This is a genomic window from Hydrogenophaga sp. GW101-3F08 (genome assembly GCF_059424585.1).
In genome coordinates this window covers 277,318-294,335 of sequence record NZ_JBWKZP010000006.1, presented here as the reverse complement: position 1 = coordinate 294,335, position 17,018 = coordinate 277,318, and the positions used below count along the sequence as shown (strand labels likewise).

Genomic DNA, 17,018 nt, shown 5'->3' with positions numbered 1-17,018 from the left:
ATTCGGTCATCGTTCGGCCTTCACATCGGCGATGGCTGCGCGGGCGGCTTCAGTTGCGTCGGTGGCCTTGACATACCAGGCCGTCTGACCGAGCTGAACGCCATTCATCAGGTTGATCAATCCGGCGGCGTCGATGACCTCGATCACGCCTTTCAGCGCCGCCAGCAGCTCGGCGCGTTCCTTGAGCAGTTCGACATTTAGGATGCGGGCCGCTGTTGCAATGGCCGAGTCATCCTCTCCGAATCCCGCCTCGATCTGCTCGGTTGTGAACGGCAGCATGCGGTTCCAACAGGCCACGAACCGGCTGGCGATGGCGTCGCAGTCTGCCTTGTACTTGGCCGAGTTCTGCTGCGCAGCCTTGCTGGTAGACAGTCCCCAGCACAGCGCCATGTGCCTGCCATCCTCATGGACGATGTCGGCCCTGATGCCAAGGCTTTTGTTGCGCAGCACTTTCCCTTTGGTCCAGTCGCGCGTCGGCGTTGCGTTTGCGCTCATGCTGCACCGCCTTCCGGCTTCGTGTAGAGGCCGCCCTTGTGGCGCACGGCGCCGATGCGGCGGAGAACGGGAGTTATGGGAGCAGACGCGCCGCCGCCACGTTTCCCTGGCGAGCAGCTGCACCACGACTGCATGATTCGATCTGCAATTTCGGTCGGCCCAATGGGCTTCGTCTCAGCGTTGAGCACGGCCAACACCTGGGCGTTCTTTTCCGATGCGGTTGTCATGCAACCTCCTCTTTCGCGCGGGCCAGCACGTGGGTAGCGATTGCCGCACAGATAGCTGGAACATCACATTCACGGTACAGCCGAGAAGCCTTCACCTGTTGCACAGGCTCAAAGCCCAGCATGGACAGGCCGGCGACGCTGATGCTCACGGGCGCCAGCAGCTCGTTGATCTGGCCCAGGGTCAGGCGGGAGCCGTTGTCTTCGTCGCGCGGTGCTGTGAACTTGCTTCCTGCGCTGGTGATGATCTGGACGGACGACTCTTGGATGGCGGTCAGTCGAACCAATGGAGCGGCCTGCTCAAGCACGGCATTCTCACGCGCGAGCTCAACGGCTTCCTTCCCCCCATCGATCCACGAGGGCCGCACTTCGTCCTCGGCATTCGCCATGGCATTGTTTTGTGCCATGCGCCGGAATTCCTCCTGCTTCAGCAGGTCAGCGTCTTCCTGCTCACGCTTGCGGGCCATTTCTTCCGCTGCCTCGCGGACCTTGCGGGCGGCTTCGGCTTCCTGTTCGACTGGCTCTGGTTGTTCGTTGTTCATGGCGGTTCCTGTGGGCAAGATGTGAATGGGTTTTGCTGGCTGGTGCGAGCGTTCAAACTCTTCGACCACCTCGGCGAAGTACGCTCTGGCGTGTCCGATCTTCTCGACCATGCGGGCCTCTTTCTCTGCATCGCGCTCAATGGACCAGGTCGTCAGGCGCATGTGCTCAGGGATGTGGTCAACGAAGTGCATGAACAGCGGCTCCCACTTCGTCAGGCTCTCCGGCGTCGTGATGAGGGCGTAATTCACCTCCCACACATCAGCGTCCCAAAGCATCATGTATCCGCGCATCTGCCACTCGTAGAGAGAGTCCCGGCAGTCGGTCACGGTGATCGGGAACGTGGCGGCGGACCACGAGCATTTCAGGTCGTGACCACGGCGTGCAGCGGTGTCAAACAGATCCGCCTCGCCAGTTATCCACTCGTTCGACCGGCGTTCGATGTTCTTGGCCAGGCTCAGGCCGCGCACGCGGTTGAGCATCTGGATCGCGTCGGCCTCGACCATGACGCCCTTTTCCATCTCCTTGGACGTGACCTCGAAGTCAATGCCGAAGATGGTCTGGGCGGCCAGCGTGCGGATGTAGGTCTTGGCGCCTACAGACAGCGGGCCTTCTACCTTGGTCTTCGGCTCGGTCATCAGCTTGCCAATGGATGAGCAGCGGAACAGCATGGCTCAGTCCTCCCACGGTGCATCAGGATCAGCGCCAGCGGTCGCCGTCTGCTGGTCGGCATCGGGCTTAGGCTGAACGTCCGTCACGTCTGCAGGCTTCGCCAGGTCGCGGATGGCCTGCTTCTGGGCATCAGACAGCGGAGTGCTCTTGTTAGCCCGGTCAACCGCCGAGATCACGGCGTCTGGCTTCATGCCGGCTTCTATTCGCTGCTTCCAGACCGTGCGCACGTTTTCCTTGAAGGCGTCTTCCGGGTAGTACGCCTGTGCGGCGGCCTGCTTCTGCGGGATCACTTCGCCCGTGCTGGCATCGATGTCGTATTCGTTGATCGTCTTGCCGGCCATCTCGTCGGCGGTCGGCTCGCTGCCGATCTCCGGGAATGCCTTGCGCAGCGCCTGGGCCTCGGCACACTTTGCGATCTGCCCATACGGGCGCTTCTTCCACATGGCGTTCGGAGCCGTTGTGTCTTTGCCGCCTGTGGCGTAGTTCTCGCGCCAGAACTCCTTTGCCGTGAACTCCACGATGTCGCCGCCGGCCAGCTTGCGCTTGACCGTCACGCGGCACCACGCCGGGTAGGTGATGTGCACGTTGCCGAGTACCTCGGTCACGTCAGGCCCGAACTCGGGCTCAGTCACGCCAGCGCAACCGGTGCGCGCCGCTTGGGTGCGGTACAGGCCAATGCCGGGCATGACCACATCGCGCATCGCCTTGGCCTTGCTGTCCCACATGGGGACGATGTGGACGGGCTTCTGCATCGGGTCCAGGCCGGCAGCGCGGCAGTATCCCAGCACCATCTTGATGCTGGCTTCGGCGGCGCCGGGGTACAGGCTCGACTGCAGGACCTGCATCAGTTCGGCCTCGTTCATCTGCAGGGCCGGAAGGCCGGATTCGTGTTTTGTCAGTGCGGTGCTCATGGTGTTCTCACTTGGTCAGGTCGCGCGAGGCGGTGGCGATCGCCTTGCGAATGGCGGGGATCAGCGGCATGCCGCCGCGGATGTAGAAGCGGGCGAGTCGGTAGGCGACGATCATTTGAGGAAGCTCCAGATCAGGCCGCCCAGGTCGGGCGTGATGACCAGCGCCGTCATGGCGCCTGCCACGATCCAGACGACGATTTCCAGTGCGGTCACGCCTGGGCGGAACTCGCTCTTCTGGTCGGCCAGCGTGTCGGTGCGGCATCCGCCGACGCTCACGCCATCGCGCGGCCCGAGCTTGGTGGTGTCCACGCGCATGCGGCCCGCCATGGGCACATCACGCAAGATGCGCTGGCTGCTCAGCGTGCCTTCGCTGGTCCGTGGAGTGACTTTGTTGCTCATCACAGCGTCACCTCGATCAACTTGTCGATCAACGAGTCGAGCAGTGCGCCGGCCTGCATGGCCAGATCGATGTCGTGAGACCTGCAGGCGTTCAGCAGCAGCTGAATCAGCGCCGTCTCGTTCTCCGGGTATCCGTTGATTGTTTCGTTCAGCACCTCGGCCAGGGTCTGGGCCCGGCGGGGCAGGGCGGTCGCGGTCCTCTGGTCCATAGGTTGGCGACGCGCAGCGTCCCAATCGGTGACGGTGGAGAACTGGCACAAGGCGTTCGCATCGCCCTTTGCGATGGCAGTTGCCACATTGGCGCGCAGGTCGCGCTCTTCAACGTCTGGCGCGTAGAGCGCGGACGTCTTGTCCATCCAGGCCGGCCCGGATTCGATGCGTTCGATGCTGATCATGTCGCTCCTTTGGGCGTAAAAAAGCCCGCTCGCGGCAGGCTGGAGTGGTTGCAAAACGCGGCGCACTGACCATCAATGCGCCCTGATTTGCGCCCCATTTCTGAGGCTTGCTGGCATATCCCGGTCAGGCCGGTTCCAGCTCTCTACACATCCACTACCCACCACGCAGCGGGCTAGATGCGGGACGGTCTACCGTCCACTGTTGACCGTCTCACGCCCGGTCACGCGCTGGCTGTCGTCTGCTCCGAAGAGTGCGAACCGCCAGTTGCAAGTTTTGAAAGAACCCATGTCGCTGCACCGATCTGCTGCTGCTCCGCTTTGTTTGCGGCATGGGGAAATATTAGCCTGAGCTACCAAACAAGTCAATAGCCCAAGCTAACAAATATCGCAAAAATTTGCCACGGCTACAGACAGTCGCTCCAAGCAGACGCAAAAAAACCCGCACATGGCGGGTTTCTGGTTGCAGTGCGAAGGTTCTCTAGTCAGTCACACTCAATCTCTTTTGTGGCGGTCCAAATGTATGGATCGTCGCAAACCTCTTCGCCGTCCACTGTGACTGACCACCCGAAAAGGTATCCCACATCACCGACGATGCGCGCTGCGAAAGCGGTGACCCCGAAGGAGAAGAGAGCGCCAGCCAAAAACCCAGCGAGGTACTTGCGCATCACTCTTCCTCAACGTAGATCGCCAGCCCATTGCCGGCCTTGATGATGATCGGCGCGGCCACGCCAAAGCCAAATGCCGGGCCTCCGCCCACGCCCGGGTACATGGTCATTGGTGACACCGTGCCACCAAACTGGTCGCCCGATCCCTGCAGCAAGACGCCATTGGCACCCAGCTTTGCCGCCTCTTCTTTGAGGCGCAGGATCATGACATCGGTTTTCCCTTGGTCGGTGATGGTCCACGACGCCCGGCTGGACGCTTGAACCACAGCAACATCCTCGTACCGCTTCGGGGCTTTGATGTAGATCTTGACCGCAGCAGGGTCTATGGCAGGGCGCGACTTCCCCACGACGATGGACGAGGATGGGGCCGCGCACCCGGAAAGAAGCGCCGCAGATGCCAGCAGTGTTGCAAATCTTGAGACCACTTTTGACCCCTTGAAAATCAATAGCACCTCGTGTTGCCGTAAATGTCCTGGATGCATCGCTGCTGACGGGCGGGCTGGTTGTAGGCGGGCTGCGAGCTGAACTCGTCTCGCTGACTGCCTTTCTTGCCGGTGAAGGGGTTTGAGCCGTAAACGCTGTTCTCGGCGTTGTAGTTGTTCACGCGCGAGCCGTCCGGGGCGCTGCGGTAGTGGCCATCGACATAGGTTCCGTCCTTCTTCACGTAGCCTGGAACGTAGGTCTGCGCGTGTGCTGCGCAGGCGACTGCCAGCATTGCAGTTGCGATGATGATTTTCATGATGACTCCCTGTTTGTCGGCGAAAAAACGGGCGCCGGCTCCCCGCTTTTAAGGCAGTGATCCGATGGATGCGTCCATCACCACGCCGCACCACACGTCGCCCGGCTGCAGCGCCAAGTACTTGAGTTCTCGCGGCCAGTCTGGGTTGATGGCTTCAAGGAACGGCCGGCCCTCTATCAGCACATAAAGCTTGAACGTCGCCTCTTTCGTGGCCTCGCGGCGTACGATCACGAACTGGCCAGGCATGGGGTCCATATCGGGGTTGACGTGCAGGATCATCCCGTCAGGAAATGAGTACCGGCCGCCCGGGTTCTCCATGGATTTACCGTACACGCGCAGCATGTAGCCGTGGCGCCCGAGGTTCTTTGTGGACATGTACTTTTCGTCCGACTCGCCTGGGTGGAAGTTGTCGCAAAGCTCCGCCCACGATCCGGCGATCACATCTGAAATCAAGGGGTATGGACCGTTTTGCTTCGGCCCATCTGACACGTTCTCGTGATGTCCGCTGATACGGGGTGCATCTGATGGAGCCAGCTTCGGCAAGACGCCTTCAGAAAGCCAGGCCGGTGAAATTTCTGGCCTCCAGCGGGCGCAGATCAACTCCGCGTCCGCCCGGCTGATGGTTGCGACCTTTTCAGGGCGGTGTATCCATGCGGAAACGGTCGGCCCGCTCTTCTTGCAGAGTCTGGAAATTTCGGCCTGTAGTCCGCGCGCTGATGTATCTCCCAGCACCTCGGCCATTCGTTCTTGAAGCGTAGGCATAAGCCTAGCCTAACAGTACATTTGTTAGCCTAGGCTTGTGTAATTCGTTTGCTTGGGCTAACATCGCCCCATGAACACGAATGCAGCAAAGATCATCGACGCCCTCGGCGGCACCGCCGAAGCAGCGCGCCTTTTTGAGGTGCGCATGCCATCCGTCAGCGCCTGGCGATACCACGGCATACCCAAGCCTCGAATGATGTTCCTCAAGGTCGCAAGGCCTGAAGTTCTTGAGGGAGTGGATGTCATTGCCGCCACCGCTCTTTCGGATCAGCAGGCAGCGCCTGCAAGCACCTGACTCCCTGATCACGCCATGCAAACCGGCTTTTCCTCCCTGAGCCGGCGCGTGACTTTCCCCTGGGCCTGACGGCCTGGGGGCTTTTCTCAAAAGACCAACACCATGAGCATCACACCCGCCGAAACCCAGCAGTACGCACGAAGCCTGACCGGCGCCAAGCGCAGCGCCAGGGTGGAATCCCGCGTGTCCGACGACTTGAAGATGGATCTGGCCCGCCGATGCCACGAGCTCGGGATGACCGAGAGCGATTTCATCGAGCGTTTGCTGAGTGCGAGTCTGTACGGTGTCGAACATTGCTTGACTATGGAGCAACGTCGGTTGTCCGGGGTGTGCGGTTTGTCGGGACTGTCGTCATGAAGGCAAAGACCACCTGCGGAACATGCAACCGCGACCCGGAGCGCGTGAACAGCGAGGTTGCTGAATGCAGCCATCTGGAATGCCCGCATCGCCGTCATGCGTGGAGCGAGCGCCCATCGCCTGGTTTCAAAGGCCCATGGCCGAAGAACGTGGACGCTGATCCGAAGCCGCTGGATGTGGCCCTGAAAGGTCGCGCATGAAGCCCACCTTCTGGCCAGGAACCAAGATCGTGAAGTCCGAGAACAACGGCTTCACGGGATTCTCGATCCACAGCACCCCGTTTTCATCGGTCCATCACTTCCAGTCTCAGCTGTACAGGAACTGGTGTTCCGCGGTGTCCAGCGGCAAGGCCCCGCCACCCTGGCCAGAGTTCCGCGATGCGGCCAAGAAGATGGCGCGCAGTCACCGGCCCAATGGAAACGGCCACGCCGCCGTCATGCCCGGGCTGTCGGATCGTGCACAGAAGCAGCTCAAGGCCGCGCCGATGTCGATCTCCATCGCGCCGCGCGAGGACCACCAGCGCGTGCAGAAGCTCAGAAAGGCCACCGTATGACCCCCGAAGCCTTGGACCTTGAGCGCCGCATCCAAGAGGCTGGAGCGCTGGTGGAGAAGCACCAAAACGCGGGCAAGAGCGTGCTGGCCCGTGAGGCTTTCCATGAGGTGCGCCGGCTGGTGGCGCTTCGCACGCCTGAGACGGTGCGCGAGATGGAAGAGAGCAGGGGGTTGGCTTGAACTACTACCAGCACAACGTCGCTGACTTTGATGTATCCGTTCGCATGCGTCATCTGTCAATGGTCTACGTCATAGCGACCCCGAACTTTGAGTTCATCAAGGTCGGCATGACGTGTGACTTCAAACAGAGGCTCAGAAACATCCAGTCCGGATGCCCGCTCGATCTGTTTTTGTGGTGCTCGATCAGGACGCCGAAGCCGGTTGAGGTTGAGGCCACGTTGCACAAGCAGCTTGACCACTGCAGCGTCAGGGGTGAATGGTTTTCGCCGTCCGATTCCGACCTCGATGAAATCCTTGATTTCTGCATCGGCACCAACAAGAACGCGAAGGAGGTGCGGCATGCACTACTACAAGCGTAACTTGGGTGACTACGCCAAGAAGGCGGGGCGGCTGTCCATGCTTCAGCACGGTGCGTACACGCTTTTGATCGATACGTGCTACGACCGTGAACAGTTCCCCACGCGGGATGAGGCAATCGACTGGACATGGGCCAGCTCAACCGCCGAAATTGAGGCCGTGGACTTTGTTCTGCGCAAATTTTTCGTTCTGGAGGACGGCCACTACGTTCAGAAGCGAATTCAGGAAGAGCTTGCCGCGTATCACGAAACGTCGCAGACAAACAAACGAATCGCAACGGAGCGTGAGGCAAAGCGCAACGCTTCGTTAACGGACCGTGCAAGTGACGTCAACGTACCGTCACCTAACCAAGAACCACTAACCAAGAACCAAGAACCAATAGAACAGAAGAAGCCTACGGCTTCGTCAGCAGCCAAGCTGCCGACCTGCCCGACTCAGGCGCTGATCGACCTGTACCACGAGCTACTGCCTGACCTGCCGAGGGTGCGGCTGCACACGAAGGACCGGGTTCGAGCGCTGCAGAAGACCTGGACTTGGTGCCTGACCAGCAAACGCGGCGACGGCTCACACCGCGCCGAAACGCCCAAACAGGCGCTGGAATGGTTCCGGGAGTACTTCACCCGGGCTGGGCAAAACGACTTCCTGATGGGCCGCACGCCGCGCAGCGGTGAACACGCGAACTGGCGCTGCGACCTCGACTTCCTGCTCACCGATCGCGGCATGAAGCATGTGATCGAAAAAACCCTGGAGCCAGCATGAACATGAACGAGCCGATCGGCCTGATGGACGACGTTGCTACGCCGCTTCGCGTGCCACCGCACAGCATCGAATCCGAGAGCGCGGTGCTGGGCGCCCTGCTGCTGGACAACGGCGCATGGGACCGCATTGGCGACCTGTTGACGGATGCAGACTTCTATCGGAACGAAAACCGCCTGCTGTTCGGTGCGATCGCATCGCTGGTGAACTCCAATCGGGCCGCTGACGTTGTGACCGTGTTCGAACACCTGCGCAACATTGGCAAGACCGAAGAATCCGGCGGACTGGCCTACATCAACGGTCTGGCGCAGTACCTCCCAAGTGCTGCCAACACCCGCAGGTACGCGGAGATCGTGCGCGAGAAGTCGGTGCTTCGCCGGTTGGTGGCGGCGTGCGATGAGACCGCCACCGCGGCATTCAACCCAGGCGACAAGACTGCCGCCGAGGTGCTGGACCATGCGCAGCAAACCATCTTCGGCCTGAGCGACCAAGGTGCGCCGCGTGATGACTGGCAAGGCAGTGATGAAGGCGTGACAGTGGTGCTGGACGGCATCCAGCGTCGGCACGACGGGGAAGAGGACTTCCTGTCCACCGGTCTCAAGGTCCTGGACGACCGTCTCGACGGCGGCATGCGGCCCGGCGAGGTGATCGTGATCGCGGGGCGACCGTCGATGGGGAAGACCGCGCTGGCGCTCACCATCGCGGAGAACGCTGCAATGTCCGGGCAGTCGGTTGGCGTGCTGTCGATGGAGATGCCAAAGGCCCAGGTGCACAACCGGCGTGTGTCCATGCGATCGCACATCCCGTTGCACAAGATCAAGCGCCCGGAGCGCATGAGTGATCTGGACTGGGCGAATCTCACCGACACGGTGGAGAAGATGCGGCACACACCGCTCTACGTGAGCGACCAGACCGCTCTGACGATCAACCAGGTTCGCAGCAAAGCCCGCGCGCTCAAACGCCGCCATGGCCTGCGCGTGCTGGTGGTGGATTACATCGGGCTCATGGAGGGCACGGACCGCAAGGCCAACCGAGCCACGCAACTCGGCGAGGTGAGCCGCGGCATCAAGGCCCTGGCCAAGGAGCTCGACATGACGGTGCTGCTGCTGGCCCAGCTGAACCGCGAGGTCGAGAAGCGCCCGAACATGCGCCCCATCCTGGCCGACCTGCGCGAATGCGGCGACATCGAGCAGGACGCCGACGTGATCGTGTTCGTGCACCGACCGATCCACGTGAAGCCGGACCTGGGCCCGGAATGGAAGCACTACGCCGAGCTGGTCGCCGGCAAGTTGCGCGACGGCGAGACCGGGCTGATGGACGCCTGCTACGAAGGCAACACCGTGCGGTTCTTCGACTGGCAGGGCGAGAGGCCCACATCACTCGCCCGCACCAAAAACACCGAACTTTGATTTCCTGTCACCCACCACCAACCCACCTGAAAGAGCCCCCCCATGTTCACCCTCGCAAAACCCACCTTCGCAACCCTGGCCAACCTGAACACCCGCATCGAAAAGCACGGTGATGAAAGCGTGAGCGCCATCGACATCAGCATTTGCTACGACGCGCCCAACACGGTGCTGGACGAGTTCCAGGCCGGCATGCTGGACGCCTTCTACAAAGCGGCCGAAGGCGGCGACGACAGCCAGGTGACCATCGATGGCTTCGAGATCAGCGCCAAGCCGCTGCTGCGGTTCAGCCAGCTCGCACCGCTGAAGCTGGGCACCGAGCTGATCGGCCACCGCTTTGCCATCGACTATGGCCTGGACGAAGACAGCGCGCTGGTGCTGCCGTCCTGCGACATCGGCAAGTTCGTGCTGGAGATGAAAGAGGGCGGCACGGTGTCGATGAAGTTCCGCGTGCAGACCAACAAGGGTCTGACGGAACACATCATCGGCAAGCTGGCCATGCTGATCGGCCAGGAGGTCAAGGTGCAGATGACGCCGCCCGAGGTCAAGACCGATGGCGACGACGAAGAGCCCGAATTGATCCTGCCGGGCATGGATGAGGAGGACGCACCGCTGACGGTCGAAGACGTGTTCACGGCCGGCGTGGTGCCCGGTGACGAAGCTGCAGCGGTGCACTGAGCCATGACGATCTTTCTCGGCATTGACCCAGGCGTGTCTGGCGCCATCGCGGCCATTGGCATCGGTGGCGTCATGGTGGTGGACATCCCGACGCAGGAGCTGCCTGGCAGCGGACGGACCCAGCGCATCGTGCACGGCTACGCGCTGGCCCGTCTGCTGCGTCAACTGGTGCCCGCCGAGGAAGCCTGCATTGCGGTGCTGGAGGACGTGCACGCCATGCCGTCGAACGTGTCGGGCTCAGGAGCAAACACCAGCCTGATGCACAGCAAGGGTGCCATCGAGGCGGTTCTGAGCGTTCTGCGCATCGACACGCGCCTGGTGGGATCGCAGACCTGGAAGCGCATCTACGGCCTCAAGTCGGACAAGGCGCAGTCGCTGGAGAAGGCGCGCGCCCTGTACCCGGCCGTGGCCGACAGCCTGAAACGCAAGCTGGACCACAACCGTGCCGAGGCGGTGCTGCTCGCGCATTTCGGGAAAACGAGGCTCGGATGACCGCCATGACCTGCGCCTTCTGCAGCCGCCCATTGCAAGCCGCCGCTGTGCTGATCGGAGACATGCCCATCGGCCCGTTCTGCGCGCGCAAGTCTGGCCTCGTGAAGCTGGCGCGCGAGAAGCGCGGGCTGGTGCGACCAGGGCCTGCGCTCAAGACCGCGATGACGCGGGAAGAGCGCCGGCAGTACGAACTTCAATTCTCGGAGGCGGTATGACTGCAAAAACCTTCTTCATCCCGGGCGATGGCACCAGGGCGCGGCTGATGCTCACCAAGCAAGTCGGCCCGCAGATCATCGCCATGGCCGACGCCGGTCACTCGCAGGTGCTCAAGGTGTCAGAGGTGTCCAAGACGCGCGATCAGGAGGTGAAGTACCACGCCATGATCGGCGACATTGCCGAGCAGGCCCAGCACCTTGGATCGAAGTGGGATTCATCGGACTGGAAGCGCCTGCTGCTGGACAAGTTCGCGCGCGAGACGCACAAGGCGACGGGCCGGATCATCCCGAACCTCGACAGCAACGGGGTTGTGGAAGTCGGCATCTTGTCGCGCAACTTCGGCAAGCGCGAGGCCAACGAATTCATCGAATGGCTCTACAGCTGGGGGGCTGAGAACGGCTGCTACTTCGGCGAGAAGTTCGTGGACCCTGAGACTGGCGAGGTCATCAAGACCACTTGGCAGGACGCGGCGCGCCGGGCGAATGAAGAGGTGGCCGCATGAAAGGCTCAACCCCTACCAAAGCCGAGCGCGCGCTGTGGACGCGCATCGCAGCGCTCGGCTGCATCGCTTGCCGACTCGACGGCAACCACTCGCCCGAGGTTTCGATTCACCACGTAGACGGCCGGACCAAACCAGGTGCACACAAGCGCGTGCTTGCTCTGTGCGCCGGCCACCACCAAGACGGCACCGGAGTTCCCGGCCTGATCGCGGTTCACCCCTACAAAGCCAGGTTCGAGCAGCGCTACGGCAAGCAGGAAGCGCTGATCGAGATGGTCGCTGCCATGGTCAAGGAGGCCGCATGAAGATCAAACCCTGGATCGATCCCAAAGACCAGATGGCGCAGATCGGGCGGCACCACTGGAGCGTGCCGCGGTTGTTTGCGCTGTCGAAAGACCTTCCCGTGATGGAAGTGCCGCTCGACCACCTGAGCGTCTGGCACACCTACAACAAGCTGACCATGCGCGAGCTGGTCATGCACATCAAGGCCATCGAAGCCGCCGACTTGTCAATGCCGATCATTCTGGACGAGGACGGCGAAATCATGGACGGCAGGCACCGGATCATGAAGTGCATGTGGCAGGGCCTCCCAACAATCAAGGCGGTGCGGTTCGATGAGAACCCTTCGCCTTGCCGGGTGGATGAGGCATGAACCTACCCCCAATCGATGCCAGCGGGGACAACATCCTCAAGCTGCCAATCAAGAAACGAGAGCCCGTCGGCGAGTCGTTCCTGCAGCCTGTCCCAGTGGGTACGTGCTCGCATTGGCGCGGACCGTTTGAGGTCGATGTGAAGGGCGGCAAATGCAAGTGCCTGTCCTGCGGAGGGGAAGTGAGTCCGATGTTCGTGCTCGAAAACCTCATGCACCAGGAAAGCCAGTGGATGCGAACGCGGACCGCGTACATGGAAGAGTCGAAACGCTTGGCAGAACGATCCAAGACCAAGTGCGACCACTGCGGAAAGATGACGAGGATCAGCAGCCGATGAACACCTACACCGCACCTCGCCGCGGAAGCCGCCACCGCATCGACCGCGACACCTACTTGCGAGACGCCAGCCAGTTCGCACCACGCGGCCAGGAACTGCCACAGACCAAGCTGCTGGACATGGACGTGATCGACATCCGCAGCGCCAAGCGCCAGCGCGAGGCGCTGATGAAGCACATCCGCGAGAACCTGAGCAACGAAGCCCTGGCCAGGCGCCACGGCGTGCACGTCCGAACCATCGAAAAGGCCTTGAGCCGGGAAACCCACTGCCAACTGCCATGAAGACACTGGAACAAATCGAAGCGCTTTGTGAAAAGGACGGGCCCTGCTGGATCTGGACCGGCGCCATGGATGACCGTGGTCGCCCGACCATGCACTGGAACGGGAGCACCAAGGCCGTGCGCCGCGTGGTGCGTGAGTTGGTCGACGGGGCCCCGGTGCCGGATGGCTTGCAGGCCGCTGCAGGCTGTGGCTGCACACAGTGCGTATCGCCGGAGTGCTCGGTGAACGTGACGGCCAAGGTGCGCGCCCAGATGGCGGCGCGGCGCGGCGTGTTCAACCGACCTGACGCGCTGCTGAAGATGACCTTGGCATTGCGCGCCAAGAGCCACATCACCGATGAAATGGTGAAGCGCTGCAGGGAGTTCGATGGCACATGCGATGAAGCCGCGCAAGCGTCCGGCATCAGCCTGTCGCACACGAAGGCGATCCGGTCGGGCCGAGCTCGCAAGGATATCCGAAGCCCATTCGTCGGCCTGGGAGCACGCTGATGGGCAAGAAGATGACCGTCTACGCCAGAAAGCGATTGGGCAACCCAGGCGCAAGGACATTCAACGGCGCCGAATTCATGAACACTCTGCAGCGCTGCCGGCCGTACACCGACGAGCCTATTCCCGGCAGCTGGTTGCCAGGAACTCAGTGTGCCGCCGACAACGCGCGCAACATCGTGAACCAGGCGCTTGGGGCGTTGGTGAGCAGCAAGCTCAGGCCGGAAGAGTCGGCGGAATTCGATCTGCTGGCGCATGCGCTTGGTGTGGCGCTGATTCGAAGTCTGGAGATCGGTGGCGAGGTAGGGAACCCCGCCTTGCCGAAGCTGAAGGCTGGAAACGAGGCGCTGCGCAGCATTCAGGTGCGCCGCAACCACCTCGGCCGATGGGCGACGACTCGGCCCGAGCAGATCGCGCTGGGGGATGCGGTGATGGTCTACGAGGATATCTTGCAGGCCAGCAGCCCCGCTCAGATGGTTCATGCAACCGAGCAGCGGCAGAAGATGTTGGACGAGAAAGCGAAGGTGGCCGCATGAGCTGCGAATCCTGCACCGTGGCCGAGAAGAACCCGTTCACCGGCCGGTACGCCGCCAACTGCGACAACTGCAAGGCCCGTGCTCTGGCCAACGGCCGTGAGCTGCATGCGAGCAAGGCCGCGGGCTACACGACACCCGAATATCTGGCCGCGCTGGTCAAGGTGTTCGGTGAGGACAGAACAAAAGAAGGCCACGCGCTGGTGCGCGAGTGGTCCAAGAAGATCAAGAACCACACGAAAGGCAGCGCATGACCGACAACGAGAAGCCAGACATCACCGAGAGGTACAGCAACGCCACGCACGCCAGCAGCCTGGTGGTTCAGGAGCGCACCAGTGGGCCGGGCGACATGCTGATTGCCGCGGGCTGGTCGAAGAGCCGAACGGGCGCCGCCTTGATGCGGCTGCACAGCGAATGGGACGGGGTTGAGAAGCCGCGCGCATCGAAGTCAAAGGCCGTGAGCAAGGCCGAAGCAGCAAAGTGGCTGGAGCACGAGAACAAGATCCTGCTGGGCAAGCTCAAGACCTTGCCTGAGGTGCGCGGCGCGCTGACCGACTGGTGTGAGGGCCAGGGCTACAAGCAACCGACCGAGAAGGCCATGACCGCGCTGCTGTGGTGGCTGGACCCCACATGCAGGCTGTGCCATGGCCGGAAATTCGAGGTGATCAAGGACACACCAACGCTGTCCGGTCGCCGGTGCCCAGCTTGCCAGGGGTCTGGCCTGCGATCCAGCGGAAGCGGGGTGGAGCTGCCGGTGCTGGTGGGCTACATTGGGGATTGCGTGAACGCCGCGCGCGCGCAGATGCGGGGCAAGCTGCGGCACTTTTCGCCGAAGAAGGAGACGACGTGAAACACAAAACCAGTGAAATGACCGGGGTGATCCTGGATGCGGCTGTGGCGAAGGCTGGTGGCTTCAGAGTTCTATTGGTTGATGGAGTGCCTGTTGTGTCAAATCCTGACCACGATGCGCATCCGACGCATTACCCTCCATACCTGAATTTCACGCCATCGACCAACTGGGCGCATGGCGGGCCGATCATCGAGCGCGAGCGGATCACGGTGCAGGCGGCGCAGGCTGGGGACTGGCGTGCATTCTTGGGCGATGGAACGACGAATGCCGGCACGGGCCGCGGCGCCAGCGAGCCGATGATTCAAGCTCGAGGGGAGGTGCCCCTGATCGCCGCCATGCGCGCCTACGTGGCCTACAAGCTGGGTGACGAGGTGGAGTTGTGAGCACCGCAACCGAAATCCTGGCCCGGATGATCGAGGCAAAGCAGATGATGGGCTCCATGCCGCCGATCCAGGCCAGCCGGCGCATGCACCCAGACGACATCAACGCGCCGCGCCGCCAGTTTGGGTCGAGCGAAATCGCCGGCCCGTTCACCAACCTCTTCGGGGTCAAGATCATCCCGGACGAATCCGCTGAGAGGCTTCCGAGGACTGAGCTATGAAATGGACGAGAACGCCCCCAACACACCCAGGCTTCTACTACTGGCAAGGCGGCGATCTGACTGGGCTTCAAGTGGCGATGGTTCAGGTATCCGCTTTCAGGGACCCAACCAAGCCACTGGAGGCGTGCGAGTTGCGTGCTGATGGATTTGTCAACGCGCCAGAGTGTGGCACAGTGAAAAGCTGGGGCGGGCGATGGGCTGGGCCGATGCCGCAGCCGGACTGATGGAGGTCGGTCATGAGGGCCGACAGACGGCAGTTGATAGATTCTGTTGCACAAAAAAACGGCAGCACATAGAATCACGCGCAGGGAATGCCGGCTGTGCTCACGGCCGTGCCCCCGGAATCTCTGCAGAACGCCTCCGGTCGCCCACGTAAGGCCCGGTCGAGACCTTCAAGGGGTTGGTGCCTCTGCTGAGAGCCATCAAGTGTGCGGGTTCGACTCCCGACCGCTGGCCGAGACTGCGGTAGATAACATTGCCGGCGAGTTACCCGCCTCAATGTGAGCAACGGCCAGTGTGTACCCTGCCAGCAGGGCGCACACTTGATGGCGTTGACTTCCTCGCATGAGGTCACCACGGAAGTGGACACCCCCTGCACAGGGGCACCCAGGAATGGGATAGTGCCAACACCATCCAAGCAGGGTTGAGCCTGACAACGCATCCGGGTGAAAGCTCCCGGAGCCAATCACAGAAGCCCGCACTTGGCGGGATTCGTCGTTTCTGGCGGTGTAGCTCATCTGTGGGAGAGCGCCGGGTTCATACCCCGGAGGCAGTTCGTTCGACTCGAACCACCGCAACCAATACGCAGGCGCCGGACTCCAACCACAGCATCACGCTCAGGTCCAGGCCCTGCACCAAACCCAAACCCTCCCATCTCACTGACACGGGGCTCGCTCAGGCATCCGTGAAGGCCCAGGCCGCCCAACGAACCCACCACGGGAACAGAAGCGGGGCGCCCACAAGGCGCAGAGGCCCAAGAGCACCGTGGGAAAACGGGCTCCGTCAGAAAACCCGTCCGGGGCACATTGCCCCAATCCGGCTACCAACCCCGGGCGGGCCTGATCCAGCAACCTTTGTCTCCTGCTGCGTGGCTTCTTACAGGGCTTTTTCACGCGCAGCATTTCGCGCCCGGACACCGGACACCACCCAGGACCGGGCGCCTTTTTCCACAGAGGACCGTACCATGAGCGAAGACCAATCCACCGAGCAAGCCATTCAAGTCGCTGGCGCCAACTCGGCCCAGCGGGTCACCCTCGCAGAGATCGAGGCGAACATCGCCGGCGAGTACTTCTTCACCGGAGACAAGGCCACCGCCGGCTGTCCACAGCTGCCAAGCCTCGCTCTGCTGACCTTCTGCGTGCTGGTCCTGCGCAACGGATTCACCGTGACCGGTGAGAGCGCCTGCGCCAGCCCGGAGAATTTCAATGCCGAGATCGGCAGGCGCATCGCACGCGAGAACGCCGTGGCAAAGGTCTGGCATCTTCTTGGCTTCCGCCTGCGTGACAACCTCTACAACTTGGCCAACGGACCAGACTGCGCCGCCGAATGGCCCGAGCCCAGCGGCTTGATCCTGACCGAAGCCGATGCCGCCGCCGATCTGGCCGGAACTCCGCGTCCGTCGCGCTGCACCTATGGTCCCAACATGGGATGTACCAACTGCCCGGACAAAGATAAACGCCAGGCAGCATAAA

The 17,018-nt window shown here is 62.0% G+C and carries 32 protein-coding genes and 1 tRNA gene; 23 read left to right on the top strand and 10 right to left on the bottom strand.

Annotated elements, in window-relative coordinates:
• Window positions 1–6: 6 nt before the first annotated feature.
• The 10 genes from AC07YZ_RS17155 to AC07YZ_RS17110 form a co-directional block, all read right to left on the bottom strand.
• Window positions 7–495, bottom strand: a complete 489-nt coding sequence (locus tag AC07YZ_RS17155) for a hypothetical protein (RefSeq protein ID WP_494795599.1) — start codon at window positions 493–495, stop codon at window positions 7–9.
• Window positions 492–722 (bottom strand): hypothetical protein, encoded by a 231-nt coding sequence (locus AC07YZ_RS17150; protein WP_494795598.1) that lies wholly within the window; start codon window positions 720–722, stop codon window positions 492–494. Before AC07YZ_RS17150 ends, AC07YZ_RS17155 begins: the two co-directional genes overlap by 4 nt.
• Window positions 719–1,930 carry a hypothetical protein gene (locus AC07YZ_RS17145; RefSeq protein WP_494795597.1) on the bottom strand — a complete coding sequence of 404 codons (1,212 nt, stop codon included), beginning with the start codon at window positions 1,928–1,930 and terminating at the stop codon, window positions 719–721. Before AC07YZ_RS17145 ends, AC07YZ_RS17150 begins: the two co-directional genes overlap by 4 nt.
• A 3-nt stretch (window positions 1,931–1,933) precedes the next feature.
• Window positions 1,934–2,842: a phage recombination protein Bet gene (gene bet, locus AC07YZ_RS17140; RefSeq protein WP_494795596.1), complete on the bottom strand. Its 909-nt coding sequence runs from the start codon at window positions 2,840–2,842 to the stop codon at window positions 1,934–1,936.
• A 111-nt stretch (window positions 2,843–2,953) separates the two neighbouring features.
• Window positions 2,954–3,241, bottom strand: a complete 288-nt coding sequence (locus AC07YZ_RS17135; protein ID WP_494795595.1) for a hypothetical protein — start codon at window positions 3,239–3,241, stop codon at window positions 2,954–2,956.
• On the bottom strand, window positions 3,241–3,636 hold the full coding sequence (locus AC07YZ_RS17130; RefSeq protein ID WP_494795594.1) for a hypothetical protein: 396 nt from the start codon (window positions 3,634–3,636) through the stop codon (window positions 3,241–3,243). The genes AC07YZ_RS17135 and AC07YZ_RS17130 overlap by 1 nt, the downstream gene beginning before the upstream one ends.
• A gap of 482 nt (window positions 3,637–4,118) precedes the next feature.
• Window positions 4,119–4,301, bottom strand: coding sequence for a hypothetical protein (locus tag AC07YZ_RS17125; protein WP_494795593.1), 183 nt, complete (start codon window positions 4,299–4,301; stop codon window positions 4,119–4,121).
• Window positions 4,301–4,753 (bottom strand): hypothetical protein, encoded by a 453-nt coding sequence (locus AC07YZ_RS17120; protein ID WP_494795592.1) that lies wholly within the window; start codon window positions 4,751–4,753, stop codon window positions 4,301–4,303. The genes AC07YZ_RS17125 and AC07YZ_RS17120 overlap by 1 nt, the downstream gene beginning before the upstream one ends.
• Window positions 4,744–5,040, bottom strand: a complete 297-nt coding sequence (locus AC07YZ_RS17115) for a hypothetical protein (protein ID WP_494795591.1) — start codon at window positions 5,038–5,040, stop codon at window positions 4,744–4,746. Before AC07YZ_RS17115 ends, AC07YZ_RS17120 begins: the two co-directional genes overlap by 10 nt.
• Window positions 5,041–5,088: 48 nt before the next feature.
• Complete coding sequence (locus tag AC07YZ_RS17110; protein WP_494795590.1) at window positions 5,089–5,781, bottom strand: S24 family peptidase; 693 nt, start codon at window positions 5,779–5,781, stop codon at window positions 5,089–5,091.
• Between the two features lie 91 nt (window positions 5,782–5,872).
• On the opposite strand from AC07YZ_RS17110, the gene AC07YZ_RS17105 reads away from it, so the two are divergent.
• From AC07YZ_RS17105 to AC07YZ_RS16995, 23 genes are all read left to right on the top strand, one after another.
• Window positions 5,873–6,097 carry a hypothetical protein gene (locus AC07YZ_RS17105; protein WP_494795589.1) on the top strand — a complete coding sequence of 75 codons (225 nt, stop codon included), beginning with the start codon at window positions 5,873–5,875 and terminating at the stop codon, window positions 6,095–6,097.
• A gap of 102 nt (window positions 6,098–6,199) precedes the next feature.
• Window positions 6,200–6,454: a hypothetical protein gene (locus AC07YZ_RS17100; RefSeq protein ID WP_494795588.1), complete on the top strand. Its 255-nt coding sequence runs from the start codon at window positions 6,200–6,202 to the stop codon at window positions 6,452–6,454.
• Window positions 6,451–6,654 (top strand): hypothetical protein, encoded by a 204-nt coding sequence (locus tag AC07YZ_RS17095; RefSeq protein ID WP_494795587.1) that lies wholly within the window; start codon window positions 6,451–6,453, stop codon window positions 6,652–6,654. Before AC07YZ_RS17100 ends, AC07YZ_RS17095 begins: the two co-directional genes overlap by 4 nt.
• The gene (locus AC07YZ_RS17090; RefSeq protein WP_494795586.1) at window positions 6,651–7,007 is read left to right on the top strand and encodes a hypothetical protein; all 357 of its coding nucleotides are present in this window, start codon (window positions 6,651–6,653) and stop codon (window positions 7,005–7,007) included. The genes AC07YZ_RS17095 and AC07YZ_RS17090 overlap by 4 nt, the downstream gene beginning before the upstream one ends.
• Complete coding sequence (locus AC07YZ_RS17085) at window positions 7,004–7,186, top strand: hypothetical protein (RefSeq protein WP_494795585.1); 183 nt, start codon at window positions 7,004–7,006, stop codon at window positions 7,184–7,186. Before AC07YZ_RS17090 ends, AC07YZ_RS17085 begins: the two co-directional genes overlap by 4 nt.
• Window positions 7,183–7,545: a GIY-YIG nuclease family protein gene (locus AC07YZ_RS17080; RefSeq protein ID WP_494795584.1), complete on the top strand. Its 363-nt coding sequence runs from the start codon at window positions 7,183–7,185 to the stop codon at window positions 7,543–7,545. Before AC07YZ_RS17085 ends, AC07YZ_RS17080 begins: the two co-directional genes overlap by 4 nt.
• On the top strand, window positions 7,526–8,302 hold the full coding sequence (locus AC07YZ_RS17075) for a YdaU family protein (RefSeq protein WP_494795583.1): 777 nt from the start codon (window positions 7,526–7,528) through the stop codon (window positions 8,300–8,302). Before AC07YZ_RS17080 ends, AC07YZ_RS17075 begins: the two co-directional genes overlap by 20 nt.
• Complete coding sequence (gene dnaB / locus AC07YZ_RS17070) at window positions 8,299–9,708, top strand: replicative DNA helicase (RefSeq protein ID WP_494795582.1); 1,410 nt, start codon at window positions 8,299–8,301, stop codon at window positions 9,706–9,708. Before AC07YZ_RS17075 ends, dnaB begins: the two co-directional genes overlap by 4 nt.
• A 42-nt stretch (window positions 9,709–9,750) precedes the next feature.
• The gene (locus AC07YZ_RS17065; RefSeq protein ID WP_494795581.1) at window positions 9,751–10,383 is read left to right on the top strand and encodes a hypothetical protein; all 633 of its coding nucleotides are present in this window, start codon (window positions 9,751–9,753) and stop codon (window positions 10,381–10,383) included.
• Between the two features lie 3 nt (window positions 10,384–10,386).
• Window positions 10,387–10,875: a hypothetical protein gene (locus tag AC07YZ_RS17060; protein WP_494795580.1), complete on the top strand. Its 489-nt coding sequence runs from the start codon at window positions 10,387–10,389 to the stop codon at window positions 10,873–10,875.
• Window positions 10,872–11,090: a hypothetical protein gene (locus AC07YZ_RS17055; RefSeq protein ID WP_494795579.1), complete on the top strand. Its 219-nt coding sequence runs from the start codon at window positions 10,872–10,874 to the stop codon at window positions 11,088–11,090. Before AC07YZ_RS17060 ends, AC07YZ_RS17055 begins: the two co-directional genes overlap by 4 nt.
• Complete coding sequence (locus AC07YZ_RS17050) at window positions 11,087–11,593, top strand: recombination protein NinB (protein ID WP_494795578.1); 507 nt, start codon at window positions 11,087–11,089, stop codon at window positions 11,591–11,593. Before AC07YZ_RS17055 ends, AC07YZ_RS17050 begins: the two co-directional genes overlap by 4 nt.
• Window positions 11,590–11,895 (top strand): Ref family recombination enhancement nuclease, encoded by a 306-nt coding sequence (locus AC07YZ_RS17045; RefSeq protein WP_494795577.1) that lies wholly within the window; start codon window positions 11,590–11,592, stop codon window positions 11,893–11,895. The genes AC07YZ_RS17050 and AC07YZ_RS17045 overlap by 4 nt, the downstream gene beginning before the upstream one ends.
• The gene (locus AC07YZ_RS17040; RefSeq protein ID WP_494795576.1) at window positions 11,892–12,242 is read left to right on the top strand and encodes a ParB N-terminal domain-containing protein; all 351 of its coding nucleotides are present in this window, start codon (window positions 11,892–11,894) and stop codon (window positions 12,240–12,242) included. Before AC07YZ_RS17045 ends, AC07YZ_RS17040 begins: the two co-directional genes overlap by 4 nt.
• A 331-nt stretch (window positions 12,243–12,573) precedes the next feature.
• A complete protein-coding gene (locus AC07YZ_RS17035) occupies window positions 12,574–12,858 on the top strand; it encodes an RNA polymerase sigma factor sigma-70 region 4 domain-containing protein (protein ID WP_494795575.1) in 285 nt (94 codons plus the stop codon).
• Window positions 12,855–13,346: a hypothetical protein gene (locus AC07YZ_RS17030; protein WP_494795574.1), complete on the top strand. Its 492-nt coding sequence runs from the start codon at window positions 12,855–12,857 to the stop codon at window positions 13,344–13,346. Before AC07YZ_RS17035 ends, AC07YZ_RS17030 begins: the two co-directional genes overlap by 4 nt.
• Window positions 13,346–13,879 carry a hypothetical protein gene (locus AC07YZ_RS17025; protein ID WP_494795573.1) on the top strand — a complete coding sequence of 178 codons (534 nt, stop codon included), beginning with the start codon at window positions 13,346–13,348 and terminating at the stop codon, window positions 13,877–13,879. Before AC07YZ_RS17030 ends, AC07YZ_RS17025 begins: the two co-directional genes overlap by 1 nt.
• Window positions 13,876–14,130 carry a hypothetical protein gene (locus AC07YZ_RS17020; protein ID WP_494795572.1) on the top strand — a complete coding sequence of 85 codons (255 nt, stop codon included), beginning with the start codon at window positions 13,876–13,878 and terminating at the stop codon, window positions 14,128–14,130. The genes AC07YZ_RS17025 and AC07YZ_RS17020 overlap by 4 nt, the downstream gene beginning before the upstream one ends.
• A complete protein-coding gene (locus AC07YZ_RS17015) occupies window positions 14,127–14,726 on the top strand; it encodes a hypothetical protein (protein WP_494795571.1) in 600 nt (199 codons plus the stop codon). Before AC07YZ_RS17020 ends, AC07YZ_RS17015 begins: the two co-directional genes overlap by 4 nt.
• The gene (locus tag AC07YZ_RS17010; RefSeq protein WP_494795570.1) at window positions 14,723–15,109 is read left to right on the top strand and encodes a phage protein NinX family protein; all 387 of its coding nucleotides are present in this window, start codon (window positions 14,723–14,725) and stop codon (window positions 15,107–15,109) included. Before AC07YZ_RS17015 ends, AC07YZ_RS17010 begins: the two co-directional genes overlap by 4 nt.
• Window positions 15,106–15,327 (top strand): hypothetical protein, encoded by a 222-nt coding sequence (locus AC07YZ_RS17005; protein ID WP_494795569.1) that lies wholly within the window; start codon window positions 15,106–15,108, stop codon window positions 15,325–15,327. Before AC07YZ_RS17010 ends, AC07YZ_RS17005 begins: the two co-directional genes overlap by 4 nt.
• Before the next feature lie 721 nt (window positions 15,328–16,048).
• Window positions 16,049–16,127, top strand: a tRNA-Met gene (locus AC07YZ_RS17000).
• A 383-nt stretch (window positions 16,128–16,510) separates the two neighbouring features.
• Entirely contained in the window at window positions 16,511–17,017 is a 507-nt protein-coding gene (locus AC07YZ_RS16995; protein ID WP_494795568.1) for a Gp49 family protein, read from the top strand.
• Window position 17,018 lies beyond the last annotated feature (1 nt).

Bases quoted from the DNA above. Each gene is read 5' to 3' on its own strand.
- AC07YZ_RS17100 (WP_494795588.1), top strand. From the start codon at position 6,200: ATGAGCATCACACCCGCCGAAACCCAGCAGTACGCACGAAGCCTGACC.
- AC07YZ_RS17125 (WP_494795593.1), bottom strand. From the start codon at position 4,301: ATGCGCAAGTACCTCGCTGGGTTTTTGGCTGGCGCTCTCTTCTCCTTC.
- AC07YZ_RS17040 (WP_494795576.1), top strand. From the start codon at position 11,892: ATGAAGATCAAACCCTGGATCGATCCCAAAGACCAGATGGCGCAGATC.
- AC07YZ_RS17110 (WP_494795590.1), bottom strand. From the start codon at position 5,781: ATGGCCGAGGTGCTGGGAGATACATCAGCGCGCGGACTACAGGCCGAA.
- AC07YZ_RS17145 (WP_494795597.1), bottom strand. From the start codon at position 1,930: ATGCTGTTCCGCTGCTCATCCATTGGCAAGCTGATGACCGAGCCGAAG.
- dnaB (WP_494795582.1), top strand. From the start codon at position 8,299: ATGAACATGAACGAGCCGATCGGCCTGATGGACGACGTTGCTACGCCG.
- AC07YZ_RS17075 (WP_494795583.1), top strand. From the start codon at position 7,526: ATGCACTACTACAAGCGTAACTTGGGTGACTACGCCAAGAAGGCGGGG.
- AC07YZ_RS17020 (WP_494795572.1), top strand. From the start codon at position 13,876: ATGAGCTGCGAATCCTGCACCGTGGCCGAGAAGAACCCGTTCACCGGC.
- AC07YZ_RS17060 (WP_494795580.1), top strand. From the start codon at position 10,387: ATGACGATCTTTCTCGGCATTGACCCAGGCGTGTCTGGCGCCATCGCG.
- AC07YZ_RS17065 (WP_494795581.1), top strand. From the start codon at position 9,751: ATGTTCACCCTCGCAAAACCCACCTTCGCAACCCTGGCCAACCTGAAC.
- AC07YZ_RS17155 (WP_494795599.1), bottom strand. From the start codon at position 495: ATGAGCGCAAACGCAACGCCGACGCGCGACTGGACCAAAGGGAAAGTG.
- AC07YZ_RS17030 (WP_494795574.1), top strand. From the start codon at position 12,855: ATGAAGACACTGGAACAAATCGAAGCGCTTTGTGAAAAGGACGGGCCC.
- AC07YZ_RS17090 (WP_494795586.1), top strand. From the start codon at position 6,651: ATGAAGCCCACCTTCTGGCCAGGAACCAAGATCGTGAAGTCCGAGAAC.
- AC07YZ_RS17150 (WP_494795598.1), bottom strand. From the start codon at position 722: ATGACAACCGCATCGGAAAAGAACGCCCAGGTGTTGGCCGTGCTCAAC.
- AC07YZ_RS17055 (WP_494795579.1), top strand. From the start codon at position 10,872: ATGACCGCCATGACCTGCGCCTTCTGCAGCCGCCCATTGCAAGCCGCC.
- AC07YZ_RS17045 (WP_494795577.1), top strand. From the start codon at position 11,590: ATGAAAGGCTCAACCCCTACCAAAGCCGAGCGCGCGCTGTGGACGCGC.
- AC07YZ_RS17025 (WP_494795573.1), top strand. From the start codon at position 13,346: ATGGGCAAGAAGATGACCGTCTACGCCAGAAAGCGATTGGGCAACCCA.
- AC07YZ_RS17135 (WP_494795595.1), bottom strand. From the start codon at position 3,241: ATGAGCAACAAAGTCACTCCACGGACCAGCGAAGGCACGCTGAGCAGC.
- AC07YZ_RS17035 (WP_494795575.1), top strand. From the start codon at position 12,574: ATGAACACCTACACCGCACCTCGCCGCGGAAGCCGCCACCGCATCGAC.
- AC07YZ_RS17050 (WP_494795578.1), top strand. From the start codon at position 11,087: ATGACTGCAAAAACCTTCTTCATCCCGGGCGATGGCACCAGGGCGCGG.
- AC07YZ_RS17085 (WP_494795585.1), top strand. From the start codon at position 7,004: ATGACCCCCGAAGCCTTGGACCTTGAGCGCCGCATCCAAGAGGCTGGA.
- AC07YZ_RS17115 (WP_494795591.1), bottom strand. From the start codon at position 5,040: ATGAAAATCATCATCGCAACTGCAATGCTGGCAGTCGCCTGCGCAGCA.
- AC07YZ_RS17095 (WP_494795587.1), top strand. From the start codon at position 6,451: ATGAAGGCAAAGACCACCTGCGGAACATGCAACCGCGACCCGGAGCGC.
- AC07YZ_RS16995 (WP_494795568.1), top strand. From the start codon at position 16,511: ATGAGCGAAGACCAATCCACCGAGCAAGCCATTCAAGTCGCTGGCGCC.
- AC07YZ_RS17105 (WP_494795589.1), top strand. From the start codon at position 5,873: ATGAACACGAATGCAGCAAAGATCATCGACGCCCTCGGCGGCACCGCC.
- bet (WP_494795596.1), bottom strand. From the start codon at position 2,842: ATGAGCACCGCACTGACAAAACACGAATCCGGCCTTCCGGCCCTGCAG.
- AC07YZ_RS17015 (WP_494795571.1), top strand. From the start codon at position 14,127: ATGACCGACAACGAGAAGCCAGACATCACCGAGAGGTACAGCAACGCC.
- AC07YZ_RS17130 (WP_494795594.1), bottom strand. From the start codon at position 3,636: ATGATCAGCATCGAACGCATCGAATCCGGGCCGGCCTGGATGGACAAG.